This window comes from Myxococcus hansupus (genome assembly GCF_000280925.3).
Lineage (GTDB): Bacteria > Myxococcota > Myxococcia > Myxococcales > Myxococcaceae > Myxococcus > Myxococcus hansupus.
Genome location: NZ_CP012109.1, coordinates 9,042,358 through 9,057,797 on the forward strand (window position 1 = coordinate 9,042,358; position 15,440 = coordinate 9,057,797).

Annotated in this window: 16 protein-coding genes; 9 read left to right on the plus strand and 7 right to left on the minus strand. The window is 71.0% G+C overall.

The features are described 5' to 3' along the window. Positions 1–66 precede the first annotated feature (66 nt). Genes A176_RS35650 through A176_RS35665 form a run of 4 tightly spaced genes read left to right on the plus strand, consistent with a single transcriptional unit; the run spans position 67 to position 3,057 of the window. A complete protein-coding gene (locus A176_RS35650; RefSeq protein ID WP_002633950.1) occupies positions 67–981 on the plus strand; it encodes a hypothetical protein in 915 nt (304 codons plus the stop codon). Positions 982–989: 8 nt separating this feature from the next. After that, positions 990–1,667, plus strand: a complete 678-nt coding sequence (locus A176_RS35655; RefSeq protein ID WP_226994089.1) for a hypothetical protein — start codon at positions 990–992, stop codon at positions 1,665–1,667. Then, on the plus strand, positions 1,664–2,032 hold the full coding sequence (locus A176_RS35660; RefSeq protein ID WP_002633948.1) for a hypothetical protein: 369 nt from the start codon (positions 1,664–1,666) through the stop codon (positions 2,030–2,032). Before A176_RS35655 ends, A176_RS35660 begins: the two co-directional genes overlap by 4 nt. Further along, positions 2,032–3,057 (plus strand): hypothetical protein, encoded by a 1,026-nt coding sequence (locus tag A176_RS35665; RefSeq protein WP_002633947.1) that lies wholly within the window; start codon positions 2,032–2,034, stop codon positions 3,055–3,057. Before A176_RS35660 ends, A176_RS35665 begins: the two co-directional genes overlap by 1 nt. On the opposite strand, the gene A176_RS35670 is transcribed toward A176_RS35665, so the two are convergent. Further along, the gene (locus A176_RS35670; RefSeq protein WP_002633946.1) at positions 3,047–3,430 is read right to left on the minus strand and encodes a hypothetical protein; all 384 of its coding nucleotides are present in this window, start codon (positions 3,428–3,430) and stop codon (positions 3,047–3,049) included. The genes A176_RS35665 and A176_RS35670 overlap by 11 nt on opposite strands. 218 nt (positions 3,431–3,648) lie before the next feature. On the opposite strand from A176_RS35670, the gene A176_RS40940 reads away from it, so the two are divergent. Both A176_RS40940 and A176_RS35680 read left to right on the plus strand, forming a co-directional pair. Further along, positions 3,649–5,109: a HAMP domain-containing sensor histidine kinase gene (locus tag A176_RS40940; RefSeq protein ID WP_002633945.1), complete on the plus strand. Its 1,461-nt coding sequence runs from the start codon at positions 3,649–3,651 to the stop codon at positions 5,107–5,109. A 117-nt stretch (positions 5,110–5,226) separates the two neighbouring features. Beyond that, complete coding sequence (locus A176_RS35680; RefSeq protein WP_002633944.1) at positions 5,227–5,820, plus strand: hypothetical protein; 594 nt, start codon at positions 5,227–5,229, stop codon at positions 5,818–5,820. 16 nt (positions 5,821–5,836) lie between these two features. On the opposite strand, the gene A176_RS35685 is transcribed toward A176_RS35680, so the two are convergent. From A176_RS35685 to A176_RS35700, 4 genes are all read right to left on the minus strand, one after another. Continuing rightward, complete coding sequence (locus A176_RS35685; protein WP_002633943.1) at positions 5,837–6,535, minus strand: PEGA domain-containing protein; 699 nt, start codon at positions 6,533–6,535, stop codon at positions 5,837–5,839. 25 nt (positions 6,536–6,560) lie between these two features. Beyond that, a complete protein-coding gene (locus A176_RS35690) occupies positions 6,561–8,084 on the minus strand; it encodes a GspE/PulE family protein (RefSeq protein ID WP_021781214.1) in 1,524 nt (507 codons plus the stop codon). A gap of 120 nt (positions 8,085–8,204) precedes the next feature. Next, a complete protein-coding gene (locus A176_RS35695; protein WP_044889957.1) occupies positions 8,205–8,504 on the minus strand; it encodes a hypothetical protein in 300 nt (99 codons plus the stop codon). A 91-nt stretch (positions 8,505–8,595) separates the two neighbouring features. Beyond that, positions 8,596–8,910, minus strand: coding sequence for a helix-turn-helix domain-containing protein (locus A176_RS35700; RefSeq protein WP_275472527.1), 315 nt, complete (start codon positions 8,908–8,910; stop codon positions 8,596–8,598). 273 nt (positions 8,911–9,183) lie between these two features. Between A176_RS35700 and A176_RS35705 the strand changes: the two genes are divergently transcribed. Both A176_RS35705 and A176_RS35710 read left to right on the plus strand, forming a co-directional pair. Continuing rightward, positions 9,184–10,623 (plus strand): GDSL-type esterase/lipase family protein, encoded by a 1,440-nt coding sequence (locus A176_RS35705; protein WP_044889955.1) that lies wholly within the window; start codon positions 9,184–9,186, stop codon positions 10,621–10,623. Further along, entirely contained in the window at positions 10,620–12,845 is a 2,226-nt protein-coding gene (locus A176_RS35710) for a serine hydrolase domain-containing protein (RefSeq protein WP_044889954.1), read from the plus strand. The genes A176_RS35705 and A176_RS35710 overlap by 4 nt, the downstream gene beginning before the upstream one ends. Before the next feature lie 19 nt (positions 12,846–12,864). Here A176_RS35710 and A176_RS35715 read toward each other — a convergent pair whose 3' ends face one another. Next, positions 12,865–13,314, minus strand: a complete 450-nt coding sequence (locus tag A176_RS35715; protein WP_002633938.1) for an energy transducer TonB — start codon at positions 13,312–13,314, stop codon at positions 12,865–12,867. Between the two features lie 92 nt (positions 13,315–13,406). Here A176_RS35715 and A176_RS35720 point away from each other — a divergent pair, with 92 nt between their 5' ends. Next, on the plus strand, positions 13,407–14,288 hold the full coding sequence (locus A176_RS35720; protein WP_002633937.1) for a YIP1 family protein: 882 nt from the start codon (positions 13,407–13,409) through the stop codon (positions 14,286–14,288). A gap of 16 nt (positions 14,289–14,304) precedes the next feature. Here the strand turns inward: A176_RS35720 and A176_RS35725 are convergent, their stop codons facing one another. Beyond that, the gene (locus tag A176_RS35725; protein WP_002633936.1) at positions 14,305–15,402 is read right to left on the minus strand and encodes a hypothetical protein; all 1,098 of its coding nucleotides are present in this window, start codon (positions 15,400–15,402) and stop codon (positions 14,305–14,307) included. Positions 15,403–15,440 lie beyond the last annotated feature (38 nt).

Sequence of the window (15,440 nt, forward strand, 5' to 3'; positions counted from 1 at the left end):
TGACCCTGCTGGAGGGGACCCGTACGCTCCGAATACTTCCGAGACGCCGAGGGGGCGAAACTCACCGTGGCTTTCAACATCGACCGGTTCCGCAAGGAGCAAGTCTACAGATGCGCCGGCCCCATCGCCGAGCTGCGGGCCGACCTCGAGCAGCTTGGCCTCTTCGACACGGATGTGGAGCGGTTGAGGAAGGCGTGGGGGCAGGCGACCCTGCTGTGTCTGGCCGCCGCCTTCGTGGCCTTCATCACCTGGGTGATGACGGTGGCGGGGCCGGAGGAGGACCCCCTGGGAATGCTCACCCTGGGCGCGTTGGGGTTGCTGCTCGTGGGCACGGTGGGCTGCCTCGTGCGATACCTCGGCTACCGCCGTCTCGACCTGGACAACCGCCGCTACACGCTGGCCGGCCAGGTGATTCACCGGCTGCGCCGGGACATTGGCCCCACCGCGCCCGTGACGCTGTCGATGGACTTCCGCCGGGTGGACCTGCCGGAGAAGAAGCTGGGCAATCGCGTCACGCCGAGCGGCTGGAAGGCCGAGGACTTCGCTGACCCCTGGCTGACGCTCCAGACGCGGCTGCTGGATGGAACGCACCTGAGCATCGGCATGGTGCAGCGCCTCCAGAAGCGCTCGCGCACGCGTCGCAGCATCAGCGGCAAGTACAAGACGAAGTTCCGCAAGAAGGGCTGGGTCGTCATCCAGATTCAGCTTCGCGTGAAGGCGGAGCGGTATCCGGACCTCGCGCTGCTGGAGCCGGAGGCCCGGAAGTACCTGAAGTTGCCAGAGGGGGTCTCCGTCGCGCGGCTCCAACTGAGCGAGGACCGGCTGCTCCTGAGCGCGCGGCTGGACGAGAACTGGACGGCGGGCACGCTCGCCCAGGATGCCGCCCCGGACGCGTCGAAGGCGGTGGTGATGATGTTGCTGAGCCTCTACCAGGTACTCAACTACTCCAAGCACCTGCACAAGCAGGCGAAGGCTTCGTGATGATGGGCATGGGCCGTTTGTTCCTCATGGGTTCGCTCGTGGTGCTCACGGGTGCCACCGCGTGCACGCGCCAGGGCGAGGCCGAGGCGCCGCGAGAAGCCGCTGCGAAGGCGGGCCCTGGCTCGGCCTCGGCCGCGGTGGGGCTCCAAGGCACGGTCAAGTTCAAGGAGGACGGTGGCCGCGAGCGCTTCTCCCTCAAGCCCAAGGAGGATGGCGCCAAGCTGGTGGACGCGGACGACCGTGAAATCGCGCGCCTCAAGTGGAAGGGCGCGGCGCTGAAGGTCTCCGGCCCGGATGACGTGGCGTTGGGCTACGTCGTGGGGTCCGCGGGCGGGGCGCTCACCGTGCGGGATGGCGAGCAGCAGCAGGTGCTCTTCACGCTCGCCCGGCAGGGCGCGGGCTGGCGGCTCAACGACATGAAGGGCCAGCTCCTGTATTCGATGTGGCCGGAGGATGAAGGCGCTCGCATCCAGGACGGCGCGGGCGCGGAGGTGGGGCGCGTGAAGATTCGCGAGGGCAAGGTGTCGCTGCGCGACGCCGAGGGCCGTACGCAGCTCTCCACCAAGTCGCTGCTGGACGCCGAGGCGGTCGCGTGTCTCGCGTTCGAGGCGATGGACCTGCCCCTGCGCGTGGCGTTGCTCTTCCACCTCCAGGCTCCGCGTTCGACGGAGCCGTCCTCCCCATGAGCGCCTTCGTCTGTCAGGAGAACGTGGGCTTCTTGTTCTCCCATGCCTGTGGGGGCGACGCGGCCATGGCGTGCATGCGGTGCGCGAAGCCGCTGTGTGATGCGCACCTGACGTCCGTGGGCGGGGAGTCGCTCTGCGCCCAGTGCGCCCGGGAGCATGAGGACTCCACGGAGGACTCGCACGCCGCCGACGAGGACGACCCGAGCTACTACTACAACAACTACGGGTACTACGGCGCCGCCTCGGCCGGCTCCTCGTGGGGCCGGGGTTCGTCTCACGACGCCAACGATTTCACCGAAGCCGACGGTGAGAGCCTCCGCCGTGAGGACGACGCCTCCTTCGAGGAGGACATGGGCGGGAGCTGATGGTGGGCCGCTGGCTCATCTACGCGCTGGGAGGCGGCATGGGGCACCTCACCCGTGCTTCCGCGCTCGCGCGTGCGGCGGCCCGAAGGGGCCACGGCGTGGTCCTGCTCATCAACACGCCCTTCGCGCCCGGGCTGCCCTTGGAGGACGTGCTGGGGCCGCGCGTCCAGGTGCTTCGCCTGAGTCCCGCGTTGGGCAAGGCGGGCGTGGGCGAAGTGGTGGCGCGGTGTCTCGAGGACGTGCGCCCGGACCTGTTCGTCGTGGACACCTTCCCCCGAGGGCTCGGCGGTGAGCTGGTGCCGCTGCTGGCCCGGATGCGCGCGCGCAAGGTGCTGGTCCACCGCGACGTGAACCCCGTGTACGTGAAGAAGTACGGCCTGGCGCGGGCGGTGGACGCGTTCGACCTGCTGCTCGTCCCGGGCGAGGACGCGCCCTTCGGCAGACATCCCCGCGCCGTGCGGACCGCGCCCTGGCTGCTGCTGCGCGCCGGGGAGCTGCTGTCCCGAGGCGCCGCGCGGGCCCGGCTGGACGTGCGGGCCGGTGACGCGCGCCCCCTGGTGGCGGTGATGGGGTGTGGCACGCCGGAGGAGGTGGAGGAGGCGGGGGGCATCGCGTCGCGGCTGGAGGCGACGCTGGGCGCTCACGCGGTGGTGCGGTGGCTGGTGCCTCCCGGCTTGGACGTGGACTTGGAGGGAGCGCCTGGGTCGAGCCGCGCCGAGAGGGCCGTCGTGTGGCCCGCGCTGGCGGTGCTCCCGGGCGTGGACGTGCTGGTGGGGGCGGGCGGCTACAACACCGTGCAGGAGGCGCGCGCCACGGGAACGCCTTTCGTGGCGCTGGCGCGGTCTCGGCTCTACGACAGGCAGGCCGTGCGGCTGCGTCCCGAGGAGCTGGCGGGCTCCGTGGACGAACTGGTGGCCCGGGCCGCGGAGCTCGCGTCCAGCCGTCCCGTCAGAGGTCCGTGCCTCTACCTCAGCGGGACGGAAGACGCGGTGACGCTCATCGAGCGCACCGTGCTCAGTGCTTGAGGTCCTTGTGGCCCGGCGCCGGGTCGATGCCGTGCGCCATGATGAAGTGGTAGAGCGCCTGCGGGTCTTCCTTCGGTCCGCCCATGAGCTCGACCAGGAAGTGGCCCTGGGTGCCGGTGTCCGGGTCGGGGGCGACGTTCACCTCGGTCACCTCGCGGCCGGGGATGATGAGCTCGCCCACCAGCACCTTGCCCTTGAGGACCTGGACGATGTGCTGACGCTCCTCCTCCAGGAGGGCCCAGTGGAAGTCGTCGTGGTCGTACAGCATGGCGTCGACGGAGCCGCACCGCAGGATGCAGTGCGTGTGCTCCTGGAGCCAGCGCCAGAAGCCATCGAATTTCAGGGTGCGTACCGGCTGGGAGATGATGTCCATGGAGCCCTCTCGCTCGTCTACCGCCCCTCCCTAGCATGGCTGGCGGTGCCGGGGGCGGTCCCCTTTTCCGGGACTCCCGGGCCCATGCCCGCCTGCTGTCGGGTCCGCGAATCCCGCGGGCACCAGGCGTGTTCCTCCTCTCAGAAATCGGGGCGCTTCTCGCGTCCCGGAATGCCGGTGGGGGCGCATTGAAGGTTCCTTTTGGACAGGCGGGCTCCATGAGCCTGCGGGCATGGTTGGGCGCGACCATGGGCATCCTGGCCCTGTTGACGCTGTCCGCCGCCGCCTTGCTCGTCATCCTGACGGCCGTGTTGGACCGCTCCGCCGCGACCTTGGGCGACGCCGTGGAAGGCATCCGCTTGTCCGAGGAGCTGGAGGTCGGGCTGCTGGCGCACGACCGGATGGTGCGCGAGGGCCCGACGAAGGTACCGCGTGGCCCCGGTGGACTCACTCGCATCGAGCTCGAGGCCTCGCTGTATCAACAAATCGGGTCGCTGCGCCGCATCGCTGCGACCGAGGAGGAGCGCGGGCAGCTCGACGCGGTTCGTGGGGACGTGGACGTCTACTTCTCCTCGCAGTGGGACCCGGCGCGGGCGGAGAAGGACGCGGGGCCGGCGCTGGACGCCGCGTTGGGCGGGCTGGAGCATGTCATCGCCATCAACGTGGAAGGCGCGCGCGTGGCCCGGCTCCAGGCGGAGCGGTGGAACACCATGGCGGACTCCGCAGGGGTGGTGCTCTGCGTGTTGCTGCTGGTGGGCGTGCTCGTCGTGAGCCTGTTGCTCCGGCGCGTGGCGCTCCAGCCCTTGCGAGACATCAGCCAGTCCATGCGCCGCTTCGGCGCGGGCAGCAAGCGCACCCGCGCGCCCGAGGCGGGGCCCACCGAGCTGCGCGACATGGCCCGGACGTTCAACGAGATGGCCAACAGCCTGACGCACCAGCAGGAGCAGCAACTGGCCTTCCTCGCGGGCGTGGCCCACGAGCTGCGCAACCCGCTGTCCGCCCTCAAGTTGTCCACGGCCCTGACGGACCGGAGCCGCGCCCAGCTCACCCCCGAGCGCATGGACCGCACCCTGGCCCTGGTGGGCCGGCAGGTGGAGCGGTTGGACCGGATGGTGGGGGACCTGCTCGACGCCACCCGCATCGAGGCGGGCCGGCTGGAGCTGCGGCCGGAGGTTCGGGACGCGTGTGAGCTGGCGCGCGAGGTGGTGGAGCTCTACCGCTCCGGCGACACCGGCCATGTCCTCCGCCTGTCCCTGCCGGACGCGCCCGTGCTGGTGCGGGCCGACGCGGCCCGGCTGGAGCAGGTGCTGCACAACCTCATCAGCAACGCGCTGAAGTACTCACCGGGGGGCAGCAGCGTGGAGGTGCTCGTCCGCCGGGAGCAGGGGGAGGCCGTCCTGTGCGTGACGGACCAGGGCATTGGCATCTCCGACGACGAGAAGCGCCTGCTCTTCGCGCCCTTCCAGCGCGCGGGCAACGCGCGTCAGCGCGCGCCGGGGGTGGGCCTGGGACTGTCGGTGGCCCGGCGCATCGTCGAGGCCCATGGTGGCAGCATCGACGTGGTGAGCGAGCCGGGCCATGGCTCCGTCTTCTCCGTGCGGCTGGCCCTGGCCTCCGAGGCGCCGCGGCATCCGGAAGAGGGCGGGGGGCTGACGCCTCCCCAGGACGCCTTGCACTGAGGCACCCCTGGGTGGGGCGAAGCGTCGCATGCCGCGCGTCCCCGCGCAGAGGGCGGATGCGTTCCGGCAAGGCCCGACGTACCTTCGGGGCCCAACCATCAGGAGTCGCCTGCCCTTATGAAAAACCTGCGCCGAGCCGCGCCGCTTGCCGCCCTCCTGGCCCTGGGAGGGCTGGGGGCGTGTGCCTCCCGTCAGCAGGCGCCGGCCGCCGCGAAGCCCGAGTCCTCCGAGCCTGTCGTCCAGTCCACGGAAGGGGGCTTCTCCGTCGCGATTCCCAGGCCGGTGAGCGAGGAGCGCCGTTCGCAGGAGACGGATGTCGGCGCGGTGACACTCCACACCTTCATCTCCGTCCGTCCGGACGTGGACACCGCGTACTACGTCTCCTACACGGACTTCCCGCCCGCCGCCGTGGCCCAGGCCGACCCGCGCGACGTGGTGGCCCGCGCCAGCAACGGGGCGCTGGAGGCGCTGGGCGCCACCGGGCTGTCCTCGCGTCCGCTGATGCTGAGCGGCTTCCCGGGTTGGGAGATTGAAGGCATCTCCGGCCCGCGTCACCTGCGCGGGCGCTTCTTCCTGGTGGGGCCGCGCCTCTATCAGCAGTTGCTGCTGCACCCCGAGGGCAAGCCCCCGCAGGACGCGGAGCGCTTCTTCGAATCGTTCCAGTTGGATCCGCAGGTGGCCGCGATGCTGACGGGCGAGCGGCGCTCCTGAGCACCCGGCGCGGCGCTCACGGCTTCGCGCCGCCCCGGGCCTTGCGCAGCTTGCCGGTGAGCTGCGTCATCGTGTCCTGACGGCAGGTCAGCGTGTGCTCGAGTGGGCTGAATCCCCGGCGCGTGAGCTTCACCGCCACGGGGGTGCCCGCCAGACAGTCCAGCGTCACCGTCAGCGGGGTGGCGCCCTCGCTTCGGCCGTTCACGAACAGGGTCGCTCCCGGCGGGAGGGTGTCGACCATGAGCACGCTGACGCCTTCCATGAACGCGTGCTGCGCATGGACCTCGCCCTCGCGGACCTCGACGGGGGTGTCGAGTTGCGGCGCGAGCGTCGTCTCGGGGCGGGCCGTGGCCAGCTCCTCGCGCGTGGGCGGCGCCTCGCCTGCTTTCTGGAGCGCGGGCAGCGCGAAGATGCCCGCGGCCACCACGGCGGCGGCGGCGCCGCACAGCCGGAGTGCCGCGGCCAGCGCGCTGGGCGGCGGAGGCGGTGGCGGGACGTTGACGAGCTTGCGCCGGGGCGCCGCGTTCCCCTCCACGGGCAGGTGCCGTCCCGGCGCGGTGGCCGCGTCGTCGTCGGACGCGGCCGTCTGGGCCTGCTGCGCCTGGAGGTGGGCCAGCTCCTCGGTGCGCCCCATCAGGGACTGAGACCAGGTGTCGGGCTCGGAGGACGCGTTGTGCGTGGGGCGGCCGTGGCTGGGCGTGGGAGAGGTGCTCATGTCGGGGTGCTCCCTCGGAATGCGTTCATCCGCCCACCACCCGGAAGACTTCCCGCAGGGACGTGGTGCCGTCGCGCGCGCGTTCGACGCCCGCGGCGAGCAGGGTGACCATGCCCTCCTGGACGGCGATCTCCTGGACGCGGGAGCTGGGCACCTTGGCGTTGATGGCGTCGCGGATGTTCTGGGAGATGACGAGCATCTCGTAGATGGCGGTGCGGCCCAGGTAGCCGCTGCCCTCGCAGCGCTCGCAGCCCACGGGCCCGAAGAAGTTGCCACGGGGCAGGCCCGCGGCGTCCAACCGCACCGCCTCTTCCGGCGTGAGCGGCTGGGGCGCCCGGCAGTGGGGGCACAGGCTTCGCACCAGCCGCTGGGACAGCGTGGCGGCGGTCGCGGAGGCGAGCAGGAAGGGCTCGACGCCCATGTCGATGAGGCGGTTGAAGGCGCCCGCGGCCGAGTTCGCGTGGATGGTGCTCAGCAGCAGGTGACCGCTGAGGCCCGCCTGGATGGCCGTGCGGGCCGTCTCCGAGTCGCGAATCTCGCCCACCATGATGACGTTGGGGTCCTGCCGGAGCACCGCGCGCAGGCCCTGCGCGAAGGTGAAGCCCTGCGCGGCGTTGACCTGCGTCTGGGCGAAGAGCGGGACGTCGAACTCGATGGGGTCTTCGATGGTGGCGATGCGCGTGAGCTCGCCGCGCGACTGCTGGATGTGGCCCAGCGAGGCATACAGCGACGTCGTCTTGCCGCTGCCGGTGGCGCCCGCCACCAGGATGAGGCCCTGGGGAAGCGCGAGCCGCTCCTGGAACTTGGAGAGCAGGGCCTCGGGGAAGCCGAGCGCCGACAGTTGGGGCAGCCGCACGCCGGTGCGCGCGATGCGCAGGGCCACCGCCGCGCCGTGGTTGGTGGGGAGGATGGAGACGCGGATGTCCGCGGGGCCCTCGTCCGTGGACAAGGGAAAGTGCCCGTCCAGCGGCTTGTCGAGGTCGTAGAGCGGCAGCTTGGCGAGCACCTTGACGCGGTTGATGAGCCGCGAATGGTGCTCACGCGGGAAGGTGAGCACTTCCTCCAGGACGCCGTGCATGCGGAAGGCGATGCGCGTTCCCGCCTCCAGCGGATGGATGTGGACGTCGCTGGCGCCCAGCCGGATGGCGCCGTCCATCAACTGGCCCATGAAGCCGATGATGTCCGGATCGGGCTTCGCGGCGATGCGGCGCAGTCGCTGGCCCAGCTCCGTCAGCAGGGTCCTGACGGCGGTGGCCGTGTCATGGGTGAGCACCTCCAGCGGAGACAGGCTCGGTCCCTTGGCCAGCGGCTTGGGCTTGGGCTCCCGGTGCCGCGCGCGGCGGGCCGCCACACCCGAGGCGTAGCTGAAGCCGAAGGCCAGGGCCACGCTCGCGGCGAAGAGCGGTGACATCACATCGCGCAGGTAGTGGCCGCCGGCCTCGAGGGCGGGGCCCGTTCCCAGCGAGGCGTGCCGGTACACCCACACGCCGGTACCTCCCACCACGGCGAGGACCGCCAGGGTCCACAGCAGGTTGGCGGCTCGATTCATCAGCGGGGTCATGTGAGGTCAAAGACTATCACCCTGGCCGAGCTCCCTCCAACGCGGCCAGAGACAGGGGGGCAGGTGCGGTGGGCGCATCCTGACCCCCTGGAAACCCCTGAGTCCGGCTCAGCTCTCGACTTCGGTCGAGGCCTTGTCGGCGTTCTGCTGCGTGTCACACGCCTTCTGGGCGTCGTCGGACGACGTCTGCGAATCCGCGGACGCCCGCGGGTCGGCCTTCGCGCAGTTGCCGACGCACGGCATGCCCGCCGAACCGCACCGGGAGCGCTCACCCATGTCCTGGCACGGCGTGTTGCAAGCCGACGTGCACGTGCAGACGTCTGCACAGGACTGCGCCTGGACGCCAGGGGCGAAGGTGAGCGCGAAGATGAAGGAGGCACCCGCGAAGAACTTCGTCAGCATGGTCATGATGATTCCTGTGAGGAACAGCCACGTCGCGGCCCTTCATGAGCCGCGACGTTGGGTGTACCGGCCACAGGGTGATGAAAGCGTGACGGGCTCAGCGCTCCTCGAACATCGCCTGGATGACGCGCCAGGCGAGGTCCACCTCCCGCCCCGAGCGCAGGGACAGGAAGTCGCAGATTTCCGCCACGGCGTTGGAGCGCTCGCGCTCGAAGCCCTGGAAGAGCGTCTTCAAGGAGACGTCGAGCCCCTTGGAGAGCTTGCCGAGCGTGTCGAGGGAGGGAGAAAAGGAACCCCGCTCGATCCGCCGGATGGCATCGACAGACAAGTCGCTGCGTTCGGCCAGTGACTCCTGGGTGAGTTCCCGGGCCGTCCGGAGCTTGCGCACGTGGTCGCCGAACCGGCGATGCAAGCGCGTCCAGTTGGCGACCCTGTTGTTCCGTTTCTCCATAAGAGGGAACGGATAATTTGGGGCATCCCGGTCCCAAGTGAAGGGAGGATGTTCGGGGCTTGACCCTGCATTTGCGCCGGGCCGTTTCTCCCGCAACTTCCAATGACTCAGAGGCACCACTTCACGGGGGCCAGGAACGCGGAGTGCGAGCCCCGGGCCCGCCCCTCCAGCAGGCGGGGAGACGGCGGCCGGGAACATGCGCGGCCAGGGGCTTTCGTCTACGCTGCTGCCTACATGACGCATCTGGAAGTCGGGCGGGGCGGCCGGCGGACCTGGTTCCCGGTCCTGCTCGGTGGGCTGCTGACCGCCTGTGACATCGGGTCCCCGCCTCGCGCCGCCACCCCCCCGGCCCCCGCAGTGGAGAGTCCCGCCCCGAAACCGGCCCCCGAGCCCGTGTTCCGCCGGGTGATGCCCGTTCGGCCCGATCGCATCGGGGTGGTGCAGGCCCAGGCCGAGAAGCTGGGCGCACCCGGCGCCCGGGTCGAGGACCCGTGTGTGACGCCCTCGGGCGGTGGCTGCGCGCGCACGGCGCTGGCGCCCTTCTTCACCGCGCTGGACGCGCTGGCCGCTGGGACGGCTTCGGGCCCGGTCGTCATCGAGGCGTTCGGGAACTCGTTGATCGCCGGCGATCGCATCGTGGACGTGCTGCGGGATGACCTGTCCACGGCCTACGGGAGCGCGGGGCGGGGGGTGTTGCTGGTGGACCGCATGGCGCCCTACGGCGGGCGGGGCCGCACCAGCGCGAGCAGCAGCGGATGGCAGCCGCGCACGCTGGGGGAGCTGCGCGCGCCGCCCCATGCCTTCGGCATCAGCGGCGTGTATCACGTGGCCACCCGCGCGAAGGCGCGCAGCCGCTTCAAGCTGGAGGGCGAGGCGCGCGGCACGTTGTGGTGGCTGGATGTGCCCGGCGGCGGGGCGCTCACGGTGATGAGCGAGGGCCAGGTGCTCGCGCGGACCGAGCCCACGGGTGACGGCGCGTCGCGCGCCACGGCCTTCGTGTTGCCCGAAGGCGGACGGACGCTGGACGTGGTGGCCGAGGGCCAGGGCGCGGTGGTGCAGGGCGTCGTGTTGCAGCACGCGCGGCCCGGCATCGTCCTGGACACGCTGGGCGTGCCGTCCTCGGACGCGGGGCTCTACGCGCGCATCGACGGCGCGGCGCTCACGTCCCAGCTCGCCGAGCGCGCCCCCAAGCTGCTGGTCTTCTTCCTGGGCGGCAATGAGTCCAAGCGCATCGAGTGGAAGCGCCTGGACATGGAGAAGCTGCGCGCGGACCTGAGCGCGTTGCTCCGCCGCACGCGGGCCGCCGCGCCCCAGAGCGCCTGCCTGTTGGTGGGGCCCATGGACGCGGTGCGCGGGCCCGACGCGAAGGCCCAGTCGCTGACGCAGCGGCCCTCGCTGGAGGCCGTCAACGCGGCGGAGCGGGAGGTCGCGCTCGCTGAAGGGTGCGCCTTCTTCGACTTCTACGCCGCCATGGGCGGAAAGGGGGCCCTGGTGCGTTTCCATGAGGCGGGCTTCATGCACGAGGACCTGGTGCACCCGCGTGGCGCGGGGCTGGACGTGCTGGGGCACCTCGTCACCGACGCGCTACTGCGCGCCTATGTGGAGACGCCGCCGTTCGCGCCGGGCGTCGCGGTCGCCTCCCCGAACGAGACCAGCGTGGAGGTCACGCCATGAGTGGAGGGTGGGTGAAGTTCAGCGCCGTGGCGCTGCTGGTGTTCTCGAGCCCCTCGGCCTGGGCCGCCGCGCCTCGCGCCGCGCTGGAGATGACGTGTGAGCCCGGTCCCGGCGACGACGAGGCCTCGCCGCGCGCGTTTCCCGAGGAGGTGCGCACCGCGCTGGACTCGATTGTCCGCGCCGAGTTGTCGCAAGGGCCCGTCGCGGGCCTGTCCGTGGGCGTCACGCGGGGGGCGTACCGCTGGGTGTGCGCCTACGGCCATCGGGATGTGGCCCGCCGCCTCCCCGCGACGCCGCGCACCACGTACCGCATGGCGTCCGTCACCAAGTCCTTCACCGCGGTGGCGGTGCTCCAGTTGGTGGAGCAGGGGAAGCTGGACCTGGACGCCAACGTCACCACGCTGGTGCCGGCATATCCGGGCAAGCAGTGGCCCGTCACCGTGAGGGATTTGCTGGGGCACCTGAGCGGTGTGCCCACGTACGACGGGCCCGCCGCCACCCGCAATTTGAAGGCGATGAACTCCGCGGAGGCCATCGCCGTCTTCGCGAGCAAGCCGCTCGTCTTCGAGCCGCGCACCCGCTACCTGTACACGACGTGGGGCTTCAACCTGCTGGGCGGGGTGGTGGAGACCGCCTCCGGCCAGTCCTACCGGGACTACGTGCGCGAGCACCTCTTCAAGCCCGCGGACATGCCGTTCGCGGACCTGGACATCCTGGCCACGCGGGATGAGCACCATGCCAAGGGCTACCGGGTGGTGGGCGGGAAGCTGAAGCCCTCGCGCTTGCTCGACGTGACCAGCCGCTTCGCGGGCGGTGGGACGCGGGCCACGGTGGGGGACATGCTGGGCTTCGGCCGGGCCGTGCTGGCGCACACGTTGGTGTCCCGCGAGACCATGGGCCGGATGCAGACCTCCATGGCCACCACCGACGGGCGCCTGACCGACTACGGCATGGGCTTCGCCACCTATCCGGTGCGAGGCCACTACGTGGTGGCGCACGCGGGAGGGCAGCCCGAAACGAGCACGATGTTGATGATGCTCCCCGCCGAGGACACGGTCATCGCGCTGGCCACCAACGTGGAGGGCGAAGCCCGGCGCATGCGCCGGCTCACCAACCGGTTGATGGAGCAGTTGGTCGATGACGCCCTCACGCGCCGCGACGCCTATGTCTCGGACCCGGTGGACGCGGTGGTGAACGAAGGGCTGAACCGCGTCGCCAGCTATGGACTGTCCTACTACCAGTGGGCCACGCGCGGTCCAGGCTCGCTGCCCGAGGTGGCGGACCTGCCAGGGGCCTTCGCGAGTGTCTCCGCGATGCTGAGCCGGAAGGAGATTGGCCGGGATACGCGCGTGGCGCTGGAGCGCGTCCGCGGTGGTCACGAGCCCCGTTCGGGCGCGGCCTTCATCCACGTGGGCGCGCACATGGCGCGCACGTTGGAGAAGCTCCACGGCGCGGAGCGCCTGAGCGCGTATTCCGCCGAGGGGCCGCTGGCCTTCTTCGCGGACTACCTGGCCGCGTGTGGCGCGGAGAAGGTGCCCAGCGCGGAGTGCTTCGGTGAGCCGCTGCGGGGAGATGTGCTCCGGCTCTCCACGGTGTGGAGGCGCGCGCAGGTGGCTTCACTGGACCGCGTGCGCCTGGACGAGGAGAAGAGCCCGGAGTCGCACTGGGCCGCGCTGCGCAAGTCCGTGGCGGCCTCGCCGGGCTTCCATCCGGACTACTCGGATGAGCTGCTGCGCATCGCGGACGGCTTCGCCTGGCGCAAGCAGCAGGTGCTCCGCCGGCGCTGGTTGGAGCGCGCCGTGGAGCTTCAGCCCCGGGGCTTGGATGCGCGCTGGGCGCTGTCCGAGGCGCTGCTGACGGCGAACCCGGAGGACGCGGTGCTGCCGCACCTTCGCGAGGCGGTGACGACGCCGCAGGGCGCCCTGGCGCTCGCGCCGAGGAACTTCCTGAAGCGCCTGGCGAACGTGGAGTCCGCCGCCGTGGCCGCGGGACTGCTGCGCGCGGGGGTGCTGCTGCATCCGGATGCGCCAGAGCTCTGGGATGCCCTGGCGCGGCGGGAGAAGTCGCTCGGGAGGAAGGCCGCGGCCACGACGGCGCAGCGCGAGGCCGAGCGCGCGCGGAAGGCGCCCAAGCCGGCGGTGGTGCCCGTCGCGCCCGTCAGCGACACGCCGGGCGGCGGAGCGGTGCCGGACGACCACGGCGTGGTGCCCGCCGGGAAGTGACCGGGGGCGCCGTCTCCGCTCAGTTCTGCGGACGCGGCGTCAGCTTTCCCGACACAGTGCAGATGACCGCGTTGGGCTCGCCTTTGTACATGGCGGGCTTGAAGCGCCACTGCTTGATGCGCTCGCGGTTCTTGGCGTCCAGGCCCAGCGATGGCTCGTACATCAAGCAGCGCGTGGCCTTCCCGTCGAGCTTGAACGTGCACCTCAGTTGGTAGGTGGTCTGGTCCTCGTCGAGGCGCGCGAGTTGAGCGGGGGCGAAATCGAGGTCCTCGCCGCTGATGCGCTCGGGGCGCATCGGTGGTTGACCACAGGGGATGGGGAAGGTGCGGTCCCTGTTCTTCTCGATCGTCTCCATCGTGCGCTGGATGTCGGCTTCGAGGGCGGCCTTGTCCTGGGCCTGGGCGGCTGGCTCGGCGGCCAGGACAGGCGCGGACAGCAGGAGGACGGAGGCGAGGGCGGTCAGGTTCATGGTCTGTCCTTGTAAGCGGCCCTGGGGGCGCGCGAAAACGAAAGGGAGACTCCGGCCTCACCGGGAGGACTCATGCGAGGATGGCGGCACGTATGAGCATTCCGTGTCCCCGCTGTCAGGCCCTCGTCGTCCCCGGTGTGGAGCGCTGTGCCTGGTGCGGCAACTCACTCGTGATGGAGGCCACGCCCGGCTCCTCCGACCCGGTGTGCGCAGTCCACCCGGAGCTGCGCAGCCTGCACGCGTGCGCCCGGTGCGGCAGCTTCGCGTGCGCGAAGTGCTTGCGGAAGGGGTATCGGGACGAGCCCCTCTGCGCTTCGTGCCATGAGCGCGTGCCCGAGGATGCCCTGCCTTGGGACCAGCGCGCCGAGCTGGGGACGCTGAAGGCGTTCTGGCAGACGTGTCTGGCGGTGCTGTTTCGCCCGTCGGCCACCCTGGAGCGCGCGCGGCCGGACGGCTCGGTGGGCAGCTCGCTGGGGTTCGCGGCGCTGAGCTACTTCGTGGGCTACTTCACCACGATTCTCCTCTACATGACCCTCGTGTTCGCCATCCCTCGGGAGCTGGCGGAGAGCGACAACATCAATCCAGACGCGATGCGTTTGATGTGGCTGGGGTTGATGTGCGTGGGCCTCGTGATGGCGCCCGTCATGGGCGTCGCGACCACCATCGTGAACTCGGGCCTGGACCACCTGGTGTTCCGGCTGCAGGGCACCGGGCAGCCCTTCTCCGTCACGCTGAGGGCCAACGCGCTGTCCCTGTCTCCGTTCCTGGTGGGCTTGATTCCCCTCTGTGGCGCGTACGTCTCGCCCCTCTGGTCCCTGGGCCTGCGCATCTACGCGTACCGGGCCCTGCACCGCACGAACTGGGGAACCGCGGCGCTGGGCGCGCTGGCGGTGCCGCTCTTGTCCTGCGGCCTCGTCTTCGGCCTCTACGCGGTGCTGCTCCTGGTGGGCCTGAGCATGGGCGGCGGCCGGTAGCGCGCCACCCCGGGGGCTACGGCGCCGTCACCGCGCTGGCGGGCACCGCGGCGGTGACGGTGCGCTGCCGCGGCCAGAAGCTCGCGCCGCGGACGCTCTCCAGCGCGGCGAGGCGCTTCTTCGTCTTCGCGTCATAGACGCGGGCGGACTGCTCCGCCGAGACGAGCAGCAGGTGGTCGCGCATCCGCAGCTCCACGCTGGAGGTGGGGGCCAGCGCGAGCTGCTCCGGCTCCACCAGCTTGTCATTCACTTCCCAGCGGAGCGGAAGCATGAGCGTGGGCAGCTCGCTCGCGGCTTCCCAGGCGTAGAGCGGACCCTGGTGGGTCTCCATGGAAATCCACATGCCGTAGGCCGTGTGGCCCCGGTCCTTCACCACCGCGTCGAGCCGGGCCGCGTCTTCGCTGCCTTCCACCAGCTCGGACTCCACGAGCCGGTCGGGGTCTCGCATGAAGGTGGAGGACGTCAGCCGGCTCGCCGTGGCCAGGGCGTTGGTGCCCGCGGCGCCATCCATTTCGAAGAGGCTGACCACCGTCTCCAGGTGCTTCCACTGGCCCGCGTCATGGCGGTACGCGTGGGCCAGGCCCGGGGTGCCGTCGGCGTCCGGGACGAGGTAGCGCTTGCCTTCGTGCAGGAGGTACTCGCGGCCGCTGTCCATCTTCCGCGGCAAGTCGTCCAACTGCGACACCAGCGCGACGACGTGGCCTTCCTCGTCGAAGCCCAGCGTGTCCGTGTGGCCGGACTCGGGGAGGAGGAGCCGGTTCGTCTGGGCGGATTCGAAGTCCACCTGCCACGCGCGGGGCGGCAGCTCGCCGTTGCCCCGGTCCACCATCAGCCCCTGCCGACCCCGGGGGCCCCAGGCGAGCTTGAGCCGCTCACACACCGCATCCACGGTGGCGAGCGGCTTGCGTGTGCCTGTCGATTCATGGCGCGTCCAGGTACAGCCCGAGGGGGACGCGGCTTCGAGGAAGGACAGCGTGTAGCTGGGGGCGGGCTCCGTGGGCGCCGGAGGCTTGGGGGCGGGCGCCTCGGGGGCGGGGTCCTCTGACTTCTTGCAGGCGCTGCCCAGGAGCAGTGCCGAGCCAAGGATGAGTGCGGGGCCGAGACGGCGATCCATGTTGCGCTCCAGCGGAGAAACGGCCCTCCACCATGGCA